The 19,860-nt window shown below is 40.1% G+C and carries 20 protein-coding genes; 12 read left to right on the top strand and 8 right to left on the bottom strand.

From position 1 onward, the window contains the following. The first annotated feature begins 12 nt into the window (after window positions 1-12). Window positions 13-1,155, top strand: coding sequence for an alpha/beta hydrolase (locus tag BLS33_RS06625; protein WP_089886692.1), 1,143 nt, complete (start codon window positions 13-15; stop codon window positions 1,153-1,155). Window positions 1,156-1,269: 114 nt separating this feature from the next. Here BLS33_RS06625 and BLS33_RS06620 read toward each other — a convergent pair whose 3' ends face one another. Next, complete coding sequence (locus tag BLS33_RS06620) at window positions 1,270-1,788, bottom strand: DUF4494 domain-containing protein (protein WP_089886691.1); 519 nt, start codon at window positions 1,786-1,788, stop codon at window positions 1,270-1,272. Between the two features lie 376 nt (window positions 1,789-2,164). On the opposite strand from BLS33_RS06620, the gene aroE reads away from it, so the two are divergent. From aroE to radA, 8 genes are all read left to right on the top strand, one after another. Continuing rightward, window positions 2,165-3,040: a shikimate dehydrogenase gene (aroE, locus tag BLS33_RS06615; RefSeq protein WP_089886690.1), complete on the top strand. Its 876-nt coding sequence runs from the start codon at window positions 2,165-2,167 to the stop codon at window positions 3,038-3,040. Window positions 3,041-3,106: 66 nt separating this feature from the next. After that, window positions 3,107-3,691, top strand: coding sequence for a DUF1349 domain-containing protein (locus BLS33_RS06610; protein ID WP_089886689.1), 585 nt, complete (start codon window positions 3,107-3,109; stop codon window positions 3,689-3,691). Window positions 3,692-3,885: 194 nt separating this feature from the next. Then, complete coding sequence (locus BLS33_RS06605) at window positions 3,886-4,215, top strand: ArsR/SmtB family transcription factor (protein ID WP_089886688.1); 330 nt, start codon at window positions 3,886-3,888, stop codon at window positions 4,213-4,215. Window positions 4,216-4,263: 48 nt separating this feature from the next. Next, entirely contained in the window at window positions 4,264-4,731 is a 468-nt protein-coding gene (locus tag BLS33_RS06600) for a DUF6428 family protein (protein WP_089886687.1), read from the top strand. 28 nt (window positions 4,732-4,759) lie between these two features. After that, window positions 4,760-5,389 (top strand): arsenate-mycothiol transferase ArsC, encoded by a 630-nt coding sequence (locus BLS33_RS06595; RefSeq protein WP_089887116.1) that lies wholly within the window; start codon window positions 4,760-4,762, stop codon window positions 5,387-5,389. A 2-nt stretch (window positions 5,390-5,391) separates the two neighbouring features. Further along, a complete protein-coding gene (gene arsB / locus BLS33_RS06590; protein WP_089886686.1) occupies window positions 5,392-6,444 on the top strand; it encodes an ACR3 family arsenite efflux transporter in 1,053 nt (350 codons plus the stop codon). A gap of 107 nt (window positions 6,445-6,551) precedes the next feature. Next, a complete protein-coding gene (locus BLS33_RS06585) occupies window positions 6,552-6,953 on the top strand; it encodes an ACT domain-containing protein (protein ID WP_089886685.1) in 402 nt (133 codons plus the stop codon). Between the two features lie 66 nt (window positions 6,954-7,019). Further along, on the top strand, window positions 7,020-8,384 hold the full coding sequence (gene radA, locus BLS33_RS06580; protein WP_089886684.1) for a DNA repair protein RadA: 1,365 nt from the start codon (window positions 7,020-7,022) through the stop codon (window positions 8,382-8,384). A gap of 125 nt (window positions 8,385-8,509) precedes the next feature. Here the strand turns inward: radA and BLS33_RS06575 are convergent, their stop codons facing one another. After that, a complete protein-coding gene (locus BLS33_RS06575) occupies window positions 8,510-9,550 on the bottom strand; it encodes an NADP(H)-dependent aldo-keto reductase (RefSeq protein WP_089886683.1) in 1,041 nt (346 codons plus the stop codon). 71 nt (window positions 9,551-9,621) lie between these two features. Next, window positions 9,622-10,389, bottom strand: coding sequence for an exodeoxyribonuclease III (locus BLS33_RS06570; RefSeq protein ID WP_089886682.1), 768 nt, complete (start codon window positions 10,387-10,389; stop codon window positions 9,622-9,624). 205 nt (window positions 10,390-10,594) lie between these two features. On the opposite strand from BLS33_RS06570, the gene BLS33_RS06565 reads away from it, so the two are divergent. Next, window positions 10,595-12,664, top strand: a complete 2,070-nt coding sequence (locus BLS33_RS06565) for a TonB-dependent receptor family protein (RefSeq protein WP_089886681.1) — start codon at window positions 10,595-10,597, stop codon at window positions 12,662-12,664. 172 nt (window positions 12,665-12,836) lie between these two features. Here the strand turns inward: BLS33_RS06565 and BLS33_RS06560 are convergent, their stop codons facing one another. Together BLS33_RS06560 and BLS33_RS06555 are read right to left on the bottom strand one after the other, a co-directional pair. Beyond that, window positions 12,837-14,381 (bottom strand): glycine--tRNA ligase, encoded by a 1,545-nt coding sequence (locus BLS33_RS06560; RefSeq protein ID WP_089886680.1) that lies wholly within the window; start codon window positions 14,379-14,381, stop codon window positions 12,837-12,839. A gap of 37 nt (window positions 14,382-14,418) precedes the next feature. Continuing rightward, on the bottom strand, window positions 14,419-15,270 hold the full coding sequence (locus BLS33_RS06555; RefSeq protein WP_317039839.1) for a hypothetical protein: 852 nt from the start codon (window positions 15,268-15,270) through the stop codon (window positions 14,419-14,421). Between the two features lie 99 nt (window positions 15,271-15,369). Between BLS33_RS06555 and BLS33_RS06550 the strand changes: the two genes are divergently transcribed. Continuing rightward, complete coding sequence (locus tag BLS33_RS06550) at window positions 15,370-16,071, top strand: ComF family protein (protein WP_089887114.1); 702 nt, start codon at window positions 15,370-15,372, stop codon at window positions 16,069-16,071. 63 nt (window positions 16,072-16,134) lie between these two features. After that, the gene (locus BLS33_RS06545; RefSeq protein ID WP_089886678.1) at window positions 16,135-17,751 is read left to right on the top strand and encodes an Ig-like domain-containing domain; all 1,617 of its coding nucleotides are present in this window, start codon (window positions 16,135-16,137) and stop codon (window positions 17,749-17,751) included. Here BLS33_RS06545 and BLS33_RS06540 read toward each other — a convergent pair. The 3 genes from BLS33_RS06540 to BLS33_RS06530 are packed head-to-tail and all read right to left on the bottom strand — an operon-like array spanning window position 17,735 to window position 19,624. Then, window positions 17,735-18,511 carry an amidohydrolase gene (locus BLS33_RS06540; protein WP_089886677.1) on the bottom strand — a complete coding sequence of 259 codons (777 nt, stop codon included), beginning with the start codon at window positions 18,509-18,511 and terminating at the stop codon, window positions 17,735-17,737. The genes BLS33_RS06545 and BLS33_RS06540 overlap by 17 nt on opposite strands. A gap of 11 nt (window positions 18,512-18,522) precedes the next feature. Next, window positions 18,523-19,146 carry an NUDIX hydrolase gene (locus BLS33_RS06535; protein ID WP_089886676.1) on the bottom strand — a complete coding sequence of 208 codons (624 nt, stop codon included), beginning with the start codon at window positions 19,144-19,146 and terminating at the stop codon, window positions 18,523-18,525. Window positions 19,147-19,153: 7 nt separating this feature from the next. Next, window positions 19,154-19,624: an ankyrin repeat domain-containing protein gene (locus BLS33_RS06530; protein WP_089886675.1), complete on the bottom strand. Its 471-nt coding sequence runs from the start codon at window positions 19,622-19,624 to the stop codon at window positions 19,154-19,156. Window positions 19,625-19,860: the final 236 nt, after the last annotated feature.

The raw sequence follows: 19,860 nt of genomic DNA, 5'->3' as shown, positions 1-19,860 counted from the left end.
AATCACCTTTTTATGCAACGTTCAATAGTCGTTTTTGCCCTCTTAATATGTCTTGGTGTGAAGGCCCAGGTCTCCAAAGAAATCTTTGAGTCTTTTAAACTACAGGAAAGAAGGGATGTAAGCTACTATTTTCCCGAAGATTACGACAAAGAAAAAAAATATCCCTTAGTCGTTGTTTTAGATGGAGATTATCTTTTCGACCAGGTAGTAGCCAACGCCAAATTTTACAGCACCTTTCACGGCATGCCCCAAATGATTGTTGTCGGCATACATCAAAGCAAGAACAGTATTCGATTAGACGATTGCGCCTATGAGCCCGATACCGGACTACCTACTGAAAAAGGAAAAAAATTCTTTGAATTTTTGGGCACTGAAATCATTCCTTATCTGGATTTGAACTATAGCACAGCGCCATTTAAAATGATTGTTGGTTACGACATTACAGCCAATTTTCAAAACTATTGGCTTTTCAAGGAAAACTCTTTATTCAATGCCTACATCAACATTTCGCCAACACTTGCACCAGAAATGGAAATGCGGGTGCCAGCGCGTTTAAGCGCCATCGACCAAAAGATTTTTTATCAATTGATCGTTGAAGGCGAAAAATCAAATGATACTCCAAAAATTATGGCTATGCATGCGGCAATAAAGGACATTGAAAAAGAATCGTTGCATTATTATTTTGACGAATACCCCGCCGCTGACCATATTGCCATAGCAACCTATGGTGTAGGCAAAGCATTTGATAACATTTTCGGGATGTTCAAACCAATCAGTCCGAAAGAGTACAAATCCGAAATTTTAACTTCCGAAGGACCTGTTTTTCAATATTTGGAAGACAAATATACAGGTATCGAAGACCTGTTTGGCTTTGAAAAAAGAGTAGACCTCAACGACATTATGGCTATATATGCGGCAACACGAAAAAAGGAAGATTTCGAGTCGCTGAAGCCATTATCAGACCTTTGCAAAAAAGAGTATCCTGATACCATGTTAGGTTTTTATTTCGAGGCCGAATACTACGAACAAAAAGGCGAACCCAAAAAAGCCCTGCGTACTTTTGAAAAAGCATTTGGAATGGAAGAAATCGATTTCTTGACAAAAGAAATGGCTTTAGAAAAAATCGACGCTTTAAAGGCTGATTTCGGATACTAGCCCAACCTAATTTTGCCAACTTAAGAAATGGATAATGCTATTAACACCCAAACAATATAATTTATTTGTTGCACGAAATTTGAAATAGCATTATCCATTCAGGTCATTTAGAAACTATTCTGTTTCTCGCTCTTCTAAGACTTCTTCTTCAGAAGTTTCCGGTTTTTCTACGGCATTAAATTTTTCCAACTGTTCTTCTTCCCCGGTAAAGTAAGGAAACACATCCATAATAGGAGATTCAGTAATAGCAGGAATAGTATAATCTCCCGTAGTTCCTTTCATCATTTCATTTGTATTGTCGAAAGCCTCCTTTACATCATTAGCCTGTATCAGCATGTAGATATTGGTTTTTCTTTCCTTCCCACTTTCCTCATCAAAAGCAATTAATGCAACTTTGGACTTGAACCACCGATCAGAATTTTCAAAAGGATGAACCTCGGATAAATTGGCCACTTTAATATTTGTAATCAAGAACTCTTCGCTAGTATAGGCAGCCATCTCTTGATTGATTCTAGTTTCTGCCTCGGTATACGATACGGCATCCAATAAATAAGCCTCCGTTGTTATTTTTTGTTCACCAGTTTCGTGTGTTTTTCTATATTTTACTTTGCACTCGTACCACGTTACGCTCATATCTTTTTTTTAGGATGGCAAATATAAATTTTAAAAAAACCATTGAAGATAAACTCGTAAATAGATATTCACAAAAAACAGAAAGTAGTACATCAGAATTTGTATTCTTCTAAAAATGAGTGAATAGCACGTTTCAATAAATTGCCTTTTATATAACAACAATCTTAAAAAGGAACAACACCGGAAAATTCCACCCAAGCCATATTCAACCTTAATGAATGCAGCGCATTCACCGACAAACTTTTATTATATTTGAGACCAAAGGGCGGCTATAAGTAACTTCGATCATTTTAAAAAACTATCCCTGTTGCCAACAGAAGCTCAATTGCTATTTAAGAAAAGTAATTGAATCATTCTTTAGAAAACAATTAACTACATGAATACCGACTCGAATACACCAATTGATTTTTTACCACAATTGACCGGATGTTTTGCACAACCCGCCGCCGAAAACCCTACGGTAGCCATGGTAGAGGCTGCCTATCAACATCACGGATTGCATTTTCGTTATGTGACTTGTGAAGTGAGTCCTGAAAATCTAAATGCGGCCGTAAATGGAGCGAAAGCTATGGGCTGGTCTGGGTTCAATTGTTCTTTGCCGCATAAAGTGGCCATTATTAAATACTTGGATGAACTCGGTGAATCGGCAAAACTAATAGGCGCAGTAAACACCATAGTAAAACGAGGTAATCGATGGATTGGTGAAAATACAGACGGTAAAGGTTTCTTACAGGCACTTAAAGAGATAATCGATCCCGATGCCAAGCACATTACCTTGTTCGGTGCTGGTGGTGCGGCCCGAGCGATTGCCGTAGAATTGGCATTGGCGGGAGCTGAGTCAATAACGATCGTGAACCGTAGCAAGCAACGTGCCGATGAAGTGGTCAGGTTATTAAATGAGAATACATCTGCAAAGGCCTTTTATAAGCCGTGGGACGAAAAATATGCTGTTGCCCCCAGCACGGATATTATTATCAATGCCACCAGCATCGGACTCTTTCCCAATATCGATGAGCAATTGAACATTGATTTTAACAGCATCAAACCTAATATGGTAGTGGCAGATTGCATTCCCAATCCACCACAAACACATTTATTGAAGACCGCAGCGAACAAAGGTTGTAAAACAATTGATGGGCTGGGGATGTTGGTAAACCAAGGGGTTATAGGTATTAAATTCTGGACAGATACTGATGTAGATGCAGCTGTAATGCACAGCGCTTTAAAGAAAGTACTACATATTAAAGAATAGTACTAACAAGCTACCAACACCTAAACCTTTGCCGATAGGCATAGTATACACATTAAATAATTGAGAATGAAAAAAATGCAATGGTACAATGAACCTGAAATATGGACACAAATCGATGGTTCCTCCCTATCAATGTCCGTGACGCCACAGACCGATTTTTGGAGGGAGACACATTACGGATTCACCGTCGATGATGGCCCCTTTTACTATTGCAATGTGGGTGGAGAATTTGAAATGAAGGTCAAAATAACCGGAGATTATAAGACCCGCTACGACCAAATGGGATTGATGATTCGAAAAGATGAAAAAACTTGGATCAAAACCGGTGTCGAATATGTTGATCAAAAAATCAAATTGAGTGCAGTGGTCACTATCGATAAAAGCGATTGGAGTGTGATTGAACTAGCACATAATCCGAAATCGATTTGGCTCAAAGTCATTAGAAGAATTGATGCCATAGAGATAAGCTATTCTTTAGATAATAGCAATTTCACAATGATGCGACTCGCCTATTTTCCTGATAATACGCCCGTCATGGTAGGGTTGACCGCAGCCTCTCCCGATGGAGATGGGTTTGAGGCCTTGTTCGAAGAATTTGAAATCAAATACCTTCCTGATGCAAGGCGAAAAAAATGGTTGTCGGAACATTGAACTAGAAGATTAAAAAATAATCTTACTTCCAACATGTAAACAAAGGTTAGAGGTAAAAGATTAATTTTCCGAAACAGCCTATTGCACACAAGTACGTATTCCCAAATAAACTTCAGCGGTTTCTACTGATATATAAAATTATTTTGTGTAATCAAATCTTTATCGTAATATTGCAATGAACTAATAAAGAAAAGATGGGATTGACCAAAACGGAAATGTTTTCCGAGCTGCAAAACGAAATTGCACTGTATGCCAAAGTGTTCGGGCATCCGGCAAGGGTTGCCATTTTACAGCATTTATTTAAAATAAATACGTGTGTATGTGGTGATTTGGTTGACGAGATAGGTTTAGCTCAACCCACAATTTCACAACACCTTAAAGAATTAAAACATTTGGGGTTAATAAAAGGAAACGTTGAAGGCACCAGTGTTTGCTATTGTGTTGATTCAAAGAACTGGGCCAAAATGAAAGAGGTTATGTTTCAGTTTTTAGACCAAGACCTTTCAAAAGAGCAGTGCTGCTAAAAAAAATTAAATTCATTAATCGTATAATCGCAATAAACAAATATAAGTATGAAACTATCGCAAGTTAAATCAGCTTTGGGGAATTTAGAGAAAATTGCATTTCAACTACCGAATGGAGAATTGGTACCCAACCATTTTCATGTTACAGAAATCGGTAAAATATCAAAAAACTTTATCGATTGCGGGGGAACCGTGCGTAATGAAGAGGTCGCAAATTTTCAACTGTGGGATGCCAATGATTATGACCACAGACTGCACCCTGAAAAATTGTTGAATATCATTGAGCTTTCAGAAAAGGTATTGGAAATAGGCGATTTGGAAATCGAAGTGGAATACCAAGGGGAAACTATCGGTAAATTCGGACTCGATTTTGACGGTACAAATTTCCTTTTGACCACTAAGCAAACCGACTGTTTGGCCAAGGAAAAATGTGGTGTGCCGACCGAAAAAACCAAACTTCAATTTTCTGAATTGCAAACCGAAAATTCTTGCACACCCGGTGGCGGTTGTTGCTAGTCTTTAAGAATTGAGACCAATGAAATCTATGATAGCAGAAAAAGTATTGTTCGATGAAATTGCCAACTTGATACCTAAGTTGAAAGTCGATACAATTTCAGAAGAACGAAAAGAAACCTTGCAACCTTTAATTGGTTTCATTCAGGATAAAGTAGACACCAAACAAGAAATACGAATCAATTTTATTTGCACCCATAATTCGCGCAGAAGCCATTTATCACAAGTATGGGCGCAAACGTTGGCGGCTTATTTCAATATTCAAAATGTGTTTTGTTATTCAGGTGGAACGGAATCAACCGCATTATTCCCCATGGTAGCCGAAACCTTGCGCAAAACGGGTTTTCAGGTCCAGACCATTTCTGAAGGAAAAAACCCGGTATACACTATAAAATATGGAGCTAACGAACACCCCGTTATTGGTTTTTCCAAAAAACTGGACGATGAATTTAATCCGAAGTCAGGCTTTGCCGCTATCATGACCTGTTCACAGGCAGATGGCGGCTGTCCATTTATCGTCGGTGCCGAAAAACGTATTCCGATTACTTTTGAAGACCCAAAAGTATTCGATAACACACCACAACAGTCCGAAAAATACAACGAGCGAAGTTTGCAGATTGCAACAGAACTTTGCTATGTTTTCTCAAAAATTAATCTTTAAAAATGGCTGCAAAAAAATTGAGTTTTCTCGATAGCTACCTCACCTTATGGATCTTTATTGCGATGGCCTTGGGGGTTGGTATTGGATATTTCTTTCCGACTTTTCCTACCCTAATCGATTCGGCAAGTAGCGGTGCCACAAACATCCCCATCGCTATTGGTTTGATTGTAATGATGTATCCGCCATTGGCCAAAGTGAATTATGCACTATTGCCCAAAGTGTTCCGTAACACGAAAATCCTTTCAATTTCATTATTGCTCAATTGGGTGATCGGCCCAGTTTTGATGTTCCTTTTGGCCATAACTTTTTTAAGGGATTATCCTGAATATATGGTCGGATTGATTCTGATAGGCTTGGCCAGGTGCATAGCCATGGTTTTGGTCTGGAACGATTTGGCCGAAGGAAGCAGCGAATATGGAGCAGGTCTGGTCGCCTTGAACAGCATATTTCAGGTTTTTGCCTATAGTTTTTACGCATGGATATTTATAACCGTACTTCCTCCCTATTTCGGATTCGAAGGTGCCATTGTCGATATTTCAATCGGAACCATTGCCGAAAGCGTTGCCATATATTTGGGCATCCCCTTTCTGTTGGGCATCCTAAGCCGCTTGATTTTAGTTCGCTTAAAGGGTGAAAAATGGTATACCGAAAAATTTATTCCGACGATTTCACCGATGACCTTGATAGCCCTGTTGTTTACCATTGTAATCATGTTTTCACTTAAAGGTGAATTGATTGTTAAAATACCAATGGATGTTTTGATTATCGCCGTTCCATTACTTATATACTTTGCCCTAATGTTTATTATCGGTTTTTTTGTTACAAAAGCAATGGGCACAGAATACGACAAAACAGCCTCCGTGGCATTCACCGCTGCAGGCAACAACTTTGAGCTGGCCATTGCCGTAGCCATAGCTGTTTTTGGTTTAAATTCAGGACAGGCCTTTGCGGGGGTAATCGGGCCTTTGGTTGAAGTGCCTGCCCTCATTTTACTCGTTCGCGTCTCATTTTGGTTGAGAAAAAAATATTTTCCAAAAACCGAAATAATAAAGTAATGTAATAACTAGCTGGCAGAATCGGTGTTCCCCGTTATTTTCTGTCCTTGATACATCCAATAAATCTTATTTTTACATAAATAAGTCCGAAATTCTTTATAATAAAAATGGCAGGAGAAACAAACCTATCGAAATTAATACAGGGGATGACACCCGAATTGAACCCGGGAGAATACATCTTCGCTTCCGTCAAAACCTTAAGCGAAATTGACCGAAAAGATACCATCTGCGAGTTTAAGGAAAAAGAAGGTACCACGATTGTTATCGATAGGAAAAGGGCAGACACTTTAAATCTCCACTATGACTATGTAGCCTCCTGGATAACACTCAAGATTCATTCTTCTTTGGACGGAGTCGGCCTCACGGCCTTATTCTCCTCCGAATTGGCAAAAAACAATATTAGTTGCAATGTTATTGCGGGATATTATCACGACCATATCTTTGTGGCCAAAAAAGATGCGAAAAAAGCTATTGAGGTACTGACCCAACTATCTCAAAGTTATAGCTAAAGCCATGGCTTCCTTTGGTTTTTACCAACAACCACAATATCTTAGTCCCTAACTTCAATTCAAATAATGGCCAAGACAAAAACAGCATTTTTCTGTCAAAACTGTGGTACACAGTACGCTAAATGGGTAGGGCAATGTAGTGCCTGCAAAGAATGGAATTCCGTCGTTGAGGAGGTCGTTCAAAAAGAAGAAAAAAAAGGATGGAAAATCACTGCTGGCCCGACTTCTAAAAAAATAGCCAAGCCCTTACGCGTAAATGAAATCAGCACTGAAACCGAATTGCGGTTGAATGTGCACGATCTAGAATTCAATCGGGTCTTAGGTGGTGGTCTGGTGCCCGGATCATTGGTACTATTGGGTGGTGAGCCTGGCGTGGGCAAGAGTACACTTTTACTTCAAATAGCGCTAAAACTACCCTACAAAACATTATATGTGTCTGGGGAGGAAAGTCAAAAACAGATTAAAATGCGGGCCGACCGCATACACCCCGATAGTGATACTTGCTTTATACTGACCGAAACAAAGACCCAGAATATTTTTCAGCAGATAGAGGCCACAGAACCCGATATCGTGGTTATTGATTCAATACAGACACTGCATTCCGATTATATCGAATCTGCCGCAGGTAGTATTTCCCAAATTCGCGAGTGTACGGCCGAACTGATCAAATTCGCCAAAGAAACAAATACTCCCGTAGTTTTAATAGGCCATATCACCAAAGACGGCAGCATTGCAGGCCCTAAAATTTTGGAACATATGGTCGACACCGTACTACAATTTGAAGGTGATCGAAATTATGTCTATCGCATTCTCCGTTCCCTTAAAAACCGTTTTGGTTCTACTGCCGAACTCGGTATTTATGAAATGCAGGGCAGTGGACTACGCGAGGTTAACAATCCGTCAGAAATTCTGATTTCAAAAAATGATGAAGGATTGAGTGGTACCGCTATTGCTTCCACCATCGAAGGTATGCGGCCCCTGATGATCGAAATACAAGCTTTGGTCAGCACCGCCGTTTACGGCACCCCTCAACGCTCGACCACAGGTTACAATGCAAAGCGACTGAATATGCTTTTGGCCGTTTTAGAAAAACGGGCAGGTTTCAAACTAGGCGCAAAAGATGTTTTCCTGAACATTACAGGTGGCATAACGGTCGATGACCCGGCCATCGATCTTGCGGTGATCGCGGCCATACTCTCAAGTAATTCTGATATCGCTATTGAAAAGGGAGTTTGTTTTGCCGCGGAAATTGGTCTTGCTGGAGAAATACGACCCGTACAGCGCGTGGAACAACGTATTTTAGAAGCCGAAAAGCTTGGCTTTACAACCATTTATGTTTCCAAACGGAATAAAATCGGATTAAAAAATACTAAAATCGAAATTCAGCTGGTAGCCAAAATTGAAGATGTGGTAAGCAGATTGTTCGGTTAGAAACCTTAAATTTTTGGCTTAACGTCTGTCTCTCATAATTCGAGACATCACCAAAATAGCGATGATTACCACTACAATCAAAATAACTTGTCCTAAACCTACTTTTAAGAAAATCATACTTTTGTTTATGGTGCGGGATTCGGAATCATGTTATGAATTTCCTCTATTCCCTTTAATACTTCTTCATTCAAGGTAATATCGATGCTGGCTATATTTTCTTCCAATTGTCGCATACTGGTGGCGCCAATGATATTGCTAGTCAAAAAAGGACGGGAATTAACAAAGGCCAAAGCCATTTGAGCCATTGACATATTATTTTCCTGTGCCAATTTATGGTATTTAGCAGTGGCCGCTACGGCTGTTTCACTGCTGTATCGATCGTATTGTGGAAATAAGGTTATTCTAGAAGTTGCCGGCTTCATGCCTCCCAGGTATTTACCACTCAATGTGCCAAAACCTAAAGGCGAATAGGCCAAAAGACCCACTTTCTCACGCATTGAAATCTCTGACAAACCTACCTCAAAAAGTCTGTTTAAAAGATTGTACGGGTTCTGAATAGTCCTAATTCTGGGCAAACTCGCATGTACTTTGCTTTCTTCCAAAAACCGCATCGTGCCCCATGGGGTCTCGTTCGAGATGCCCACGTGCCTGATTTTACCTTCCCTAATCAAATCACGTAATGTTTCCAAAACCTGATGAATATTATCTTCCCAAAGATCGGTACCACTGTGTTTGTATCCTCTTTTTCCAAAATAATTGGTATTCCGATCTGGCCAGTGCAATTGATAAAGATCTAGATAGTCGGTCTGTAACCTATCTAAGCTGCCTTCTACGGCATCAATTATCGAATCACGGGTAAAACCTCCCGTGCGAATGAATTTCGTAAAATCGGCTTTCCCTGCCATTTTACTAGCCAGAATAACTTTATCTCGATTACCTTTTGCCTTGAACCATGTACCGATTATTTTTTCGGTCTCTGATTTACGGTCGGGGTGTGCCGGAACGGGGTAGAGCTCAGCAGTATCGAAAAAATTTACACCTTGCTCAAGCGCGTAGTCCATCTGTTCATGGCCTTCGGCTTCGGAGTTCTGTTTGCCCCAAGTCATGGTGCCTAGACAAATTTTACTTACTTCAAGGTTAGTGTGGGGTAGGTTAGTATAGTTCATTTGAGGGTACTTAGGTGATTAGAAGCGGCAAATTTAATAATTATGTTGACAACAACATAAATTGTGTGTCATCAATTGTTTTCCAGCTCAATCAAAATAGGACAGTGATCGCTGTGCCTCGCCTCTGCTAAGATTACGGAACGCTGTAATCGCTCAGCCAGAGGATCGGAAACCATGCCATAATCGAGTCGCCAGCCTTTATTATTATTTCGAGCATTGGCGCGATAACTCCACCACGTATAATTATCCGGTTCTTCGTTAAAATGCCGGAAACTATCAACAAATCCACTTTTTATAAAATTCCCGATCCATTCACGCTCAACCGGCAAAAACCCGGAAACATTCTTATTGCGCACCGGATCATGAATATCAATGGCCTCGTGACAAATATTATAATCGCCCAAAACCACAAGGTTGGGGTTGGTTTTTCTCAGGGAATCGGCATACTCTTGAAAATCGGCCATATATTGCAACTTAAGGTCTAATCGTGCCAAATTGGTACCCGAGGGCAGGTACATACTCATGACCGAAACATCGCCATAATCGGCCCTGAGGTTTCTTCCTTCAAAATCCATATAATCAATACCGGTTCCAAATTGCACATGGTCAGGTTGTTTTTTTGAAAGTATGGCCACCCCACTATACCCTTTTTTTTGCGCACTATACCAATAATTATGGGCATAACCTGCCTCCTCAAAAACAGACAGGTCCAATTGTTCTTCCATCGCCTTAATCTCTTGAAGACACACCACATCTGGATTTACGGCTTGTAACCATTCGATAAAACCCTTCTTTAAAGCGGCACGAATACCGTTTACGTTGTACGATACAATTTTCATTCTTTTCAATTTGGGTCGAAAATAAGGAATGTTTTGACCATCTGAAACCCAACCGGACTATCAGAACGTGTTTCTAAAATTATGTCGTATGGGTAAAATATCCTTTTCAAAGAAGATCACATTTGTTTTTAAAGCGCTACCCTTTTGTAGGCTTTTCACTTTTAATTCCTTTTTGTTCTTTATTTTTGGCGCTTAATCCCTCTCAATGAAAACCATATTTATTTTTATATTTTTACTTCTTTCTTTTACGTTATTGTTTGCCCAAGATCCTGCTAAAACCGACAGCATTACACAACTTGATGAAGTTATTTTGTTGGATGCCTTAAAGACTAAAAATGCCACGGGAATTACCACCTCCGAGGTAATTGGTGCAAAAACTTTTCAGAATTATAGTCCTGTCGATATAGTTTCGGCCATTAATCAAGTTCCTGGTGTTTACATACTATCTGGAGCTTTGAACACGAATCGCATAACCATTCGTGGAATTGGGGCACGAACACTTTTCGGCACCGATAAACTTCGGTTGTACTATAATGATATTCCTGTCACCAATGGCTCTGGATTTTCTACTATTGAAGCCTATGACTTGGAAAACCTAAGTCAGGTAGAGGTAATCAAAGGCCCCAAAGGCAGTGCCTTTGGGGCCAATCTTGGGGGCGCCATTATTTTGAATCCCAAGGAGGCTATCGGTCGATCCACAAATATTTCAAATAATTTAACCGTTGGCTCATTTGGGCTCCTTAAAAACAACTTGTCATTTAATCACTACGATGGGAAGTTACGATTGGGACTGCAATATGGGCATATGGAGACCGACGGATATCGAGAAAACAGCAACTTTGAAAGAGATGGTCTACTTTTGAATGCGGCCTACCAAATCAACGAGAAGAATAGCCTAAGCTTACTGGTCAACCATATAGAGTATACGGCACAGATACCAAGTTCTTTAGGTGCAACAGCATTTGCCGAAAACCCAAAACAGGCGGCTTTCACCTGGAGGTCGGCCAAAGGCTACGAAGCCAACAAGTATTCACTTATTGGCTTGAATTACACCAATGACTTCAGCGAAAAACTTAAAAATTCGACCAGTATTTTCTATACCTATCTCGACCATTATGAACCTAGGCCTTTCGGAATTCTAGATGAATTCACCAACGGTTACGGGTTCCGCACTCGATTTATAGGTTATTTTAACAAAGGGGAATACACTTTTGGGGGCGAACTCTATAAAGATGAATACAGTTGGAGCGAGTTTGATAACCAATATGAAGAAAACAATGGCCAGGGCAGTCTACAGGGCGACCGATTTGCCCAGAACAAAGAGTTTCGAAGTCAATGGAATGCCTTTGGCACAGCACTTTATAACTTGACCGAAGCTTTTTCGGCACAGGTAGGCCTCAATATCAACAAAACGGATTACGATTTTCAAGATCTTTATAATATGGGAACGGCAAATAAAAGTGCGGATCGCAGTTTTAAGGCCATCGTGCTGCCGAGTCTCGACCTGAACTATCGTTTTTCGGGCGACCAGCAGGTATATGCCAATATCAGTAGAGGATTTTCAAACCCTAGCCTCGAGGAGACCTTGACCCCTGATGGCGTTATCAACCCAGATATTGCCCAAGAAACAGGCGTGAACTATGAATTGGGTACGCACTTGTTTTTACACGACAAACGATTTTATATGAATTTGGCCCTTTACCAAATGGATATTAAAAATCTTCTGGTCGCACAACGCGTTGGCGATGATCAATTTATCGGGAAAAATGCGGGCAAGACCCGGCATCGTGGTTTAGAAATTACGATGAACTACCGCTGGGAGCTCAGCCCACAAATTCAAATTACCCCCTTTGTCAACTATACACTGAGTGACCATGAATTCATGGAATTTATTGATGGGGACGATGATTTTTCAGGAAACCCGCTTACCGGTGTACCAAAGCAACGCCGTACAGCAGGACTTCAAACGCAGTTCTTCAACGATTTTTATTGGAATATTGTGCATCAGCATGTCAGCGAAATACCATTGACCGACGCCAATACATTAGAAAGCGAAGCTTTTACCGTTTTCACCACCCGCTTGGGCTATAGCAAAAAGCTTTCTGAACGATTTACTGTCGGAATCGATTTTGGAGTCAACAATGTCTTTGATAAAGTCTACGCCCGTTCGGTCTTGATCAACACCCAAGGTTTTGGCGGTAGTGAGCCCCGATATTATTATCCCGGTGATGCCCGAAATTTTTATGGCAGCTTACGATTGGGGTATCGACTGTAGTGTTTTAATGTTATTTATTAGCCTTGCCTTTTATTTTAAAATCATGTATACCTTCTTAGATAACAGGTGCCTAGCAAACACTTTTTACTCATAGAAAAACCCTTTAACAAAAAGTAGTATTTTTTACTTCTCATTAAAGGGCATATGAATATTAAATTATTTCAGAGACCAACTACGCCATCTTCATCAACCATGACTTCATATCCACTTCTTGGTGAATGATGCCTTTTAATTCAGAAATAGCCACCCGCTGTTGTTCCATCGTATCACGATGGCGAATGGTAACCGTTTCGTCTTCCAAAGTTTGATGATCGACCGTGATGCAAAATGGTGTGCCATTCGCATCTTGGCGACGATAGCGTCGTCCCACGGCATCTTTTTCATCATAAGTGACGTTAAAATCCCATTTCAAATCATCTATAATCTTACGAGCCACTTCGGGCAGCCCATCCTTTTTAACCAAAGGCAATACGGCAGCTTTGTTAGGTGCCAAAACGGAGGGGAGTCGAAGTACCGTTCTTGTTGTTCCGTTTTCTAATTCTTCTTCTTGCAATGCTTTCGAGAAGACTGCTAAGAACATGCGATCCAGTCCGATAGAAGTTTCAATCACATAAGGCACATAACTCTCTCGCGTATCGTTGTCGAAATATTGCAATTTCTTGCCCGAGAATTTTTCATGGGCGCTCAAATCAAAATCGGTTCGGGAATGTATGCCTTCCAGTTCTTTAAAACCAAAAGGAAAACGGAATTCGATATCTGCGGCGGCATCGGCATAGTGCGCCAATTTCTCGTGGTCATGAAAGCGATAGTTCTCTTCGCCCATCCCTAATGACAAATGCCATTTCATACGCATATCCTTCCATTTCTCGTACCATTCTTGCTGCGTACCGGGCTTAATAAAGAATTGCATTTCCATCTGTTCGAATTCCCGCATTCGGAAAATAAACTGTCGTGCTACAATTTCATTACGAAAAGCTTTTCCTGTTTGTGCAATTCCAAATGGAATTTTCATACGACCCGTTTTCTGAACGTTCAAGAAGTTTACAAAAATTCCTTGTGCCGTTTCTGGGCGAAGGTAGAGATCCATCGCAGTTTCGGTAGTTGCTCCTAATTTGGTACCGAACATCAAATTGAACTGTTTCACATCGGTCCAATTTTTTGAACCCGACATGGGGCAAGCAATTTCCAACTCTTCAATTAAACGTTTAACATCGTCCAAATCTTCGTTTTCCAACGATTTTCCTAAACGTTTTAAAATGGAAGTAGCTCTTTCTTGATACTCCACTACCCGCTGGTTCGTATTTAAAAACTGTGCTTTATCAAAAGAATCTCCGAAGCGTTTGGCGGCCTTATCTACTTCCTTTTCGATTTTACCTTCGATTTTCGCCACATAGTCCTCAACCAAAACATCAGCGCGATAGCGTTTTTTTGAATCTTTATTATCGATCAAAGGGTCGCTGAAGGCATCAACGTGTCCGGAAGCTTTCCAAGTAGTCGGATGCATAAAAATAGCGGCATCGATACCAACGATATTCTCGTTTAACTGTACCATCGCCTTCCACCAGTATTCCCTTATATTCTTTTTTAACTCTGCACCATTCTGTGCATAATCGTAAACGGCGCTTAGGCCATCGTAAATTTCGCTTGATTGGAATACGTAGCCGTATTCCTTAGCATGGGATATCACCTTTTTGAAATCGTCTTCTTGTTTTGCCATTCGGCAAAAATAGAATATTACCCTAAAATGAAATAATTTATTTTAGCTGAAATTCAGTATTGGTCAGCAAACGTTCATCTTCAAAGATGTTTAGGGTATAAATACCCTCTTTTAAAGAACCTTCAGGAATTGTAATAAAATCGCACACTATGATGTTTTCACTTTTCAGCAGCAGTTTAATACGTTTGCTATACACATTGCCATTAACTGTAATGGTATTGGCATTATCCTCTATGACCCGCATATCTGGTCCCAAAAATTGTAAATAGATAATTCTTTCCTCATCAATAGCCTCGGGATCTGCTTCAACAGTAACACACCCCCTTAATTTTTGGATAATTGAGGCTTTGTTCGTTCGTATGGGCCTTTCATTTCGTTCTCTAAACCCGCCACCCTCAGAATTTCGAAGTTGCAGGTAACTCTTTATTTTAGGCTCGCTATCCAGCTCTTTAGTTTTATCTTTCTGTGACTGGTCCGCCACTGCCATTGAGTTGCTAGCACCTTTCAATTCTTCCAATTTCTGTTTGGTTTCGGCATATTTTTCCGAAAGAACCATATTATTATACCGAAGAAAATTATTCTTCAGCATTAGACTGTCATTTTTCGCGCCTAATCTACTTAGTTCACTTTTAAATTCCCGTAACCTTTCAACCGTAAAGTTCAAGCGACCTACTGAATCCAATAACTGTTGGACACGAAATTTTGAAGACTCTAGTTCTATTTCATTGACCTCATCGAGCGCCGAAAGCCGGTCAACATCGGCCTTCATCAAATTAATATCTTTGATAAGCAAGGCTTTTTCTTGGTTCAAAAAAGCGATTTTTGTCCGTGACTGGGCGTAACTGTAGAAAAATGCTATTAATATGCCGATGATCACAGCAATCAGCATAGCGAGGATTATTTTGGAATTGAATTTCTTATCTTGACCGTCCATTAAAAATGTTAGGGTTAAGTAGGTTTTTTTATGTTCGATTCGGTTAAAATAGCGATGTCAAAGATACTAAATGATATCAACACGGTTTTAGTGCCACGACTGTGTTTTGGATGTAATGCTCATTTAATCAGAGGAGAACATCTGCTATGTACCGTTTGTCGAAACGAATTACCGCTTACCGAATATAGTTTTAACGTTGAAAACCCCATTGACCGTATTTTTTATGGTCGAATTAATGTTAAAAAAGCAAGTTCGTTCTTGTTTTTTGAGGAAAAAGGGATTGTACAACAACTTATTCATTACTTAAAATACAGAAATCAAGAAGAAATTGGTGGTTTTTTAGGTGATTGGTATGGTCAATTATTAAAAGAGGATAATGGTTCTGGTTTTATAGATGTCGTAGTTCCGGTACCCTTGCATAGAAGAAAACTTCGAAAAAGAGGATATAATCAAGTGGCCCTATTTGCCAAACGTTTAGCCCATCATCTAAACGCGGCATATGTCGACAATATATTGTTGAAAACCGCAAACACAAAAACGCAAACAAAAAAAGGCAGAATTGGTAGATGGTACGGCAACACCTCCCTTTACACTTTATCAGACCAAAAATTTCTCGAAAACAAACGCGTATTATTGGTAGATGACGTAATAACCACGGGTGCGACAATGGAAACCTGCGCCAAGGCTTTGCAACAATCAAAAGGGATAACCATTTACATTGCAAGTATGGCGATAGTGCCATTGCGCTATAAATGAGGCGCGGTAAATATTGCTCATTTTACCAAAATAGTTGTTACTTTGCCCCCATATTCAAAGACAATGTTACGACGTATTTTGGCTTCTATATTTGTATTCTTTGTGGTTACGGCACTCTGGCAATGTGCGCGAAGAGGCAATCCTACGGGTGGACCAAAAGATCTTGACCCTCCGGTATTGGTGAAGGCCGAACCTGAAAACATGAGTGTCAACTTTAAAGAGAAAAGAATACGCCTATATTTTGATGAGTTTATCAAACTCAAAGACATTCAAGATCAACTCATTGTCTCACCACCCCTGAAATATACCCCAGATATTACACCGCAAGGTGGAGCCAGTAAGTATCTTGAGATCAAGTTTAAAGACACACTTAAGGAAAACACCACATATACCTTTAATTTCGGACAGAGCATTACCGACAATAACGAAGGCAATCCGTTTAGCTTTTTCACCTATGTGTTCTCCACAGGGGATTATTTAGATTCACTCAAAGTGCAAGGGGCCGTGAAAGATGCGTTCAATAAAAAGGCAGATGAATTTATTAGCGTTATGCTCTATGAAATAGATTCGGCCTATACCGACAGTACCGTATACCAAAAACCACCTTATTACATTACAAATACTTTAGATAGTGCTGTCATATTTACCTTAGACCATTTGAAGGCAGGGAAATATGCGATTTTTGGGATAAAAGATGTAGCCAAAAACAATGTCTTTGACCAAAATACCGATAAAATTGCTTTCGTCAGTGATACGGTATCCATTCCTACCGATTCTACCTATTTGTTGAATTTATTCAAAGAAATACCCGATTATAGCGTGGCCGTTCCAACCTTTGCTGCGAAAAACAAAATAATCTTTGGCTATTACGGCGAAGGTGATTCGGTGCTAATCGAGACCTTAAATCCACTACCGGATAGCGTTAAGACCAAAGTACTGAGAGAACAGAACAAAGACACCCTAAATTATTGGTTTACACCCACCGATCTCGATTCGATTATTTTTACGGTCACCAATGAAAAATTAAAAGTCATTGACACATTTACCGTCAAAACGAGAAAGGTAGGCACAGATTCGTTACAGCTCAACCCTAACCAACGAGGATCTTTAAATTTTGAAGACCCTTTTTATATTGCCGCCAATACCCCGATTACGGCCATCGACACCACAAGGATTACATTAATGGACAAAGATTCGACCCAAATCAGTTTCAAATCAGACTTGGATACTTTGAAAAATAAGATAGACTTTGACTTTGAAGTGGAGCCCAATCAAAATTATCAAATGGGTTTGCTACCTGGTGCGATTACCAACCTTTTTGGGGAAACCAACGACACCATCAATTTCAATCTAGCGACCAAAAGTTTTGCTGATTACGGCAACCTCAGCTTTACCATAGTTACTGACAGCATATCCTATCCGCTGCTGGTTCAATTAACCGATGAAAAAGGAGAAATTAAAAGAGAAGTTTTCGCCGAAGAACCCAAAGTATTTGAATTCAATAACCTTCAACCATCAAAATACTTGCTTCGTATTATATTTGATGTAAATGGCAATAAAAAATGGGATACAGGAAGTTATCTTAAAAGAATTCAACCGGAAAAGGTTAGTTACTATCCCGAAATTATAGATGTTCGTGCCAATTGGGAGATGCCCATTACGTTTACACTTTTAGAGTAAATTCATCCCTGTCGGCTAAAAACTTGAGTTTATTTCTTAGTTCGTGAATCCTTCTTTTACTTAACGTTACATGTAGTACGGTTTCAGTTTCAGAAAACACCAATTGGTTTCCTAATGGGTCATAAACTGAGGAATGCCCTGAATAGTCAAATCCCGCATCATCTTCCCCCACACGATTGACTCCGATACAATAGGCCATATTTTCAATGGAACGTGCTTTTAATAGCGCATCCCATGCATCAATTCTTAGTTTGGGCCAATTGGCAACATACATTAGAATGTCATAGTCTTCAACATTTCTGGCCCAGACCGGAAATCGAAGGTCGTAACATATCATGGGGCAAATTTTAAAACCCCTGTACAGGACGATTAATTTATCGTTTCCTGCCCGATATACTTGGTCTTCCCCTGCCAAGGTAAACGTGTGGCGTTTATCATATTGCGAAACCTGTCCGGCAGGCTCAACAAAAAACAACCGATTGGTATAATTTCCGTTTTCAAAGAAAACTAGGCTTCCTGTAATCGCCATATTTTTCTTTGTAGCCAACTCTTGCATCCAAGTGACCGTTTTTTGTCCTTCGGAGGGGCTGATGTTTTTTGGGTTCATGGTGAACCCTGTGGTAAACATTTCCGGCAAAACAATAAGATCTACATCAGATGTAATAGCCGCTATAATTTCAGAAAAGTGAATCCTGTTACTTTCCGGATTTTCCCAGGCCAATTCAGATTGCACCAATGCTATTTTAAGATTCTCGTCCATCCTTAAAAATTTCAATCAAAATAAACCTCACGGTCATTTTCAATAACTTTTTTGAAAAGTTGCCGCAATTGCGATTCTAATATTCGGTCTTCTGATAACTCGGGCAGATTGTCGATTGAGAAGAACGACGCACCCCGCATATCAAAACCCGGTTGTAACGCTCCCCCGATTTTGGTACACAAAAAAATTAATTTGTAAATATAATAGGGCTCGGGCGGATGCTTATGACATTTTTTGTCATAAACGGCCAACAACCGCACCACCGCTGATCGAAGTCCGGTTTCTTCTTCGATCTCCTTTACCACGACCTCGGAAGGTGAATACCCAACATCTGCCCATCCTCCAGGTATCGTCCACTTACCATCAACACTTTCTTTGGCCATCAGTATCTCGTTCGCATCGTTCAACACAAACCCACGAACGTCGACTTTGGCCGTAGGATAGTCGGTAACGGGCATAAAGAAATTTTTAAAGGTCTTCAAAGGTTTCTCTGAAACCGAGCCTAGCAATTCTAGGCCAATTTCCCTGATTTCTTCGTATCGCTCGCGATTGTACTCATCTTCGGCATACACCAATCCCGTGTCAGCCAATGCCTTTATGCGCTTTATTAGCTCTAAATTTCTAGTTTCCTCCATATGAACACTATAGCCCTTCTAATAATTTAATCAAAGAGGGTTCGCCCTGCATTTTGGCATGATCTAAAGCGGTATTTCCCCTTGCGTCTGCCACCGAAGCATCGGCTCCATGTGAAATAAGCAGCTTTGCAATCTCTAATCGATTAAAAGTCGCGGCATATATCAAACAGGTCGCACCCATCGCGTTCTTTTCATTTACATTGGCGCCCTTCTCTATCAATTTCTTGGCAATATCGCTATACCCCTTGAAACAGACCCCCATCAATGCCGTATTACCTGATGCATCCTTGATATCAATTTTTGCCCCTTGCTCGAGTAAAAGTTCGGCAATTTCCAGTTCGTCATAATAGGTCGCTAAAATGAGCGGAGTCGAACCCCGTTGGTCTTTACTGTCGCGCAAAAGTGGATTTTTAGCCAACATTGCCCTAACCTCCTTGAGGTTGCCATTGCGTATTTCGCTGAAAAAAACTTCGTTCATAGCTAATTGTATTATTGGATTTTTCCCTTTTCAAAAATCCACTTTCATTCTATAAAAGTAAGTAAAAGCGCATCGATATGTATATCTTTTCATAACGATATTAAACTACCCCATTTATCTTTGTTTCTATTTTGCTATGGCCCCTTCCATAACCAAATTCCAACAATAAGCTCACAGTTATATTTTAATAAATAAACTAGTAACACTCAAGATGAGTGTATAAGATTTACCTCTTT

The sequence above is a fragment of the Kriegella aquimaris genome, from assembly GCF_900103215.1.
Classification (GTDB): domain Bacteria; phylum Bacteroidota; class Bacteroidia; order Flavobacteriales; family Flavobacteriaceae; genus Kriegella; species Kriegella aquimaris.
The sequence above is the reverse complement of the archived record's forward strand: the minus strand, read 5'-3'. Positions and strand labels throughout refer to the sequence as shown.

Excerpts from the sequence above, each read along its gene's own strand:
- BLS33_RS06600 (WP_089886687.1), top strand. The coding sequence starts at position 4,264 with ATGAAACTATCGCAAGTTAAATCAGCTTTGGGGAATTTAGAGAAAATT.
- BLS33_RS06595 (WP_089887116.1), top strand. The coding sequence starts at position 4,760 with ATGATAGCAGAAAAAGTATTGTTCGATGAAATTGCCAACTTGATACCT.
- BLS33_RS06550 (WP_089887114.1), top strand. The coding sequence starts at position 15,370 with ATGTCAAAGATACTAAATGATATCAACACGGTTTTAGTGCCACGACTG.
- radA (WP_089886684.1), top strand. The coding sequence starts at position 7,020 with ATGGCCAAGACAAAAACAGCATTTTTCTGTCAAAACTGTGGTACACAG.
- BLS33_RS06560 (WP_089886680.1), bottom strand. The coding sequence starts at position 14,381 with ATGGCAAAACAAGAAGACGATTTCAAAAAGGTGATATCCCATGCTAAG.
- BLS33_RS06570 (WP_089886682.1), bottom strand. The coding sequence starts at position 10,389 with ATGAAAATTGTATCGTACAACGTAAACGGTATTCGTGCCGCTTTAAAG.
- BLS33_RS06610 (WP_089886689.1), top strand. The coding sequence starts at position 3,107 with ATGAAAAAAATGCAATGGTACAATGAACCTGAAATATGGACACAAATC.
- BLS33_RS06530 (WP_089886675.1), bottom strand. The coding sequence starts at position 19,624 with ATGAACGAAGTTTTTTTCAGCGAAATACGCAATGGCAACCTCAAGGAG.
- BLS33_RS06575 (WP_089886683.1), bottom strand. The coding sequence starts at position 9,550 with ATGAACTATACTAACCTACCCCACACTAACCTTGAAGTAAGTAAAATT.
- BLS33_RS06620 (WP_089886691.1), bottom strand. The coding sequence starts at position 1,788 with ATGAGCGTAACGTGGTACGAGTGCAAAGTAAAATATAGAAAAACACAC.
- BLS33_RS06625 (WP_089886692.1), top strand. The coding sequence starts at position 13 with ATGCAACGTTCAATAGTCGTTTTTGCCCTCTTAATATGTCTTGGTGTG.
- BLS33_RS06545 (WP_089886678.1), top strand. The coding sequence starts at position 16,135 with ATGTTACGACGTATTTTGGCTTCTATATTTGTATTCTTTGTGGTTACG.
- BLS33_RS06555 (WP_317039839.1), bottom strand. The coding sequence starts at position 15,270 with ATGCTGATTGCTGTGATCATCGGCATATTAATAGCATTTTTCTACAGT.
- BLS33_RS06565 (WP_089886681.1), top strand. The coding sequence starts at position 10,595 with ATGAAAACCATATTTATTTTTATATTTTTACTTCTTTCTTTTACGTTA.
- aroE (WP_089886690.1), top strand. The coding sequence starts at position 2,165 with ATGAATACCGACTCGAATACACCAATTGATTTTTTACCACAATTGACC.
- BLS33_RS06605 (WP_089886688.1), top strand. The coding sequence starts at position 3,886 with ATGGGATTGACCAAAACGGAAATGTTTTCCGAGCTGCAAAACGAAATT.
- BLS33_RS06540 (WP_089886677.1), bottom strand. The coding sequence starts at position 18,511 with ATGGACGAGAATCTTAAAATAGCATTGGTGCAATCTGAATTGGCCTGG.
- BLS33_RS06535 (WP_089886676.1), bottom strand. The coding sequence starts at position 19,146 with ATGGAGGAAACTAGAAATTTAGAGCTAATAAAGCGCATAAAGGCATTG.
- arsB (WP_089886686.1), top strand. The coding sequence starts at position 5,392 with ATGGCTGCAAAAAAATTGAGTTTTCTCGATAGCTACCTCACCTTATGG.
- BLS33_RS06585 (WP_089886685.1), top strand. The coding sequence starts at position 6,552 with ATGGCAGGAGAAACAAACCTATCGAAATTAATACAGGGGATGACACCC.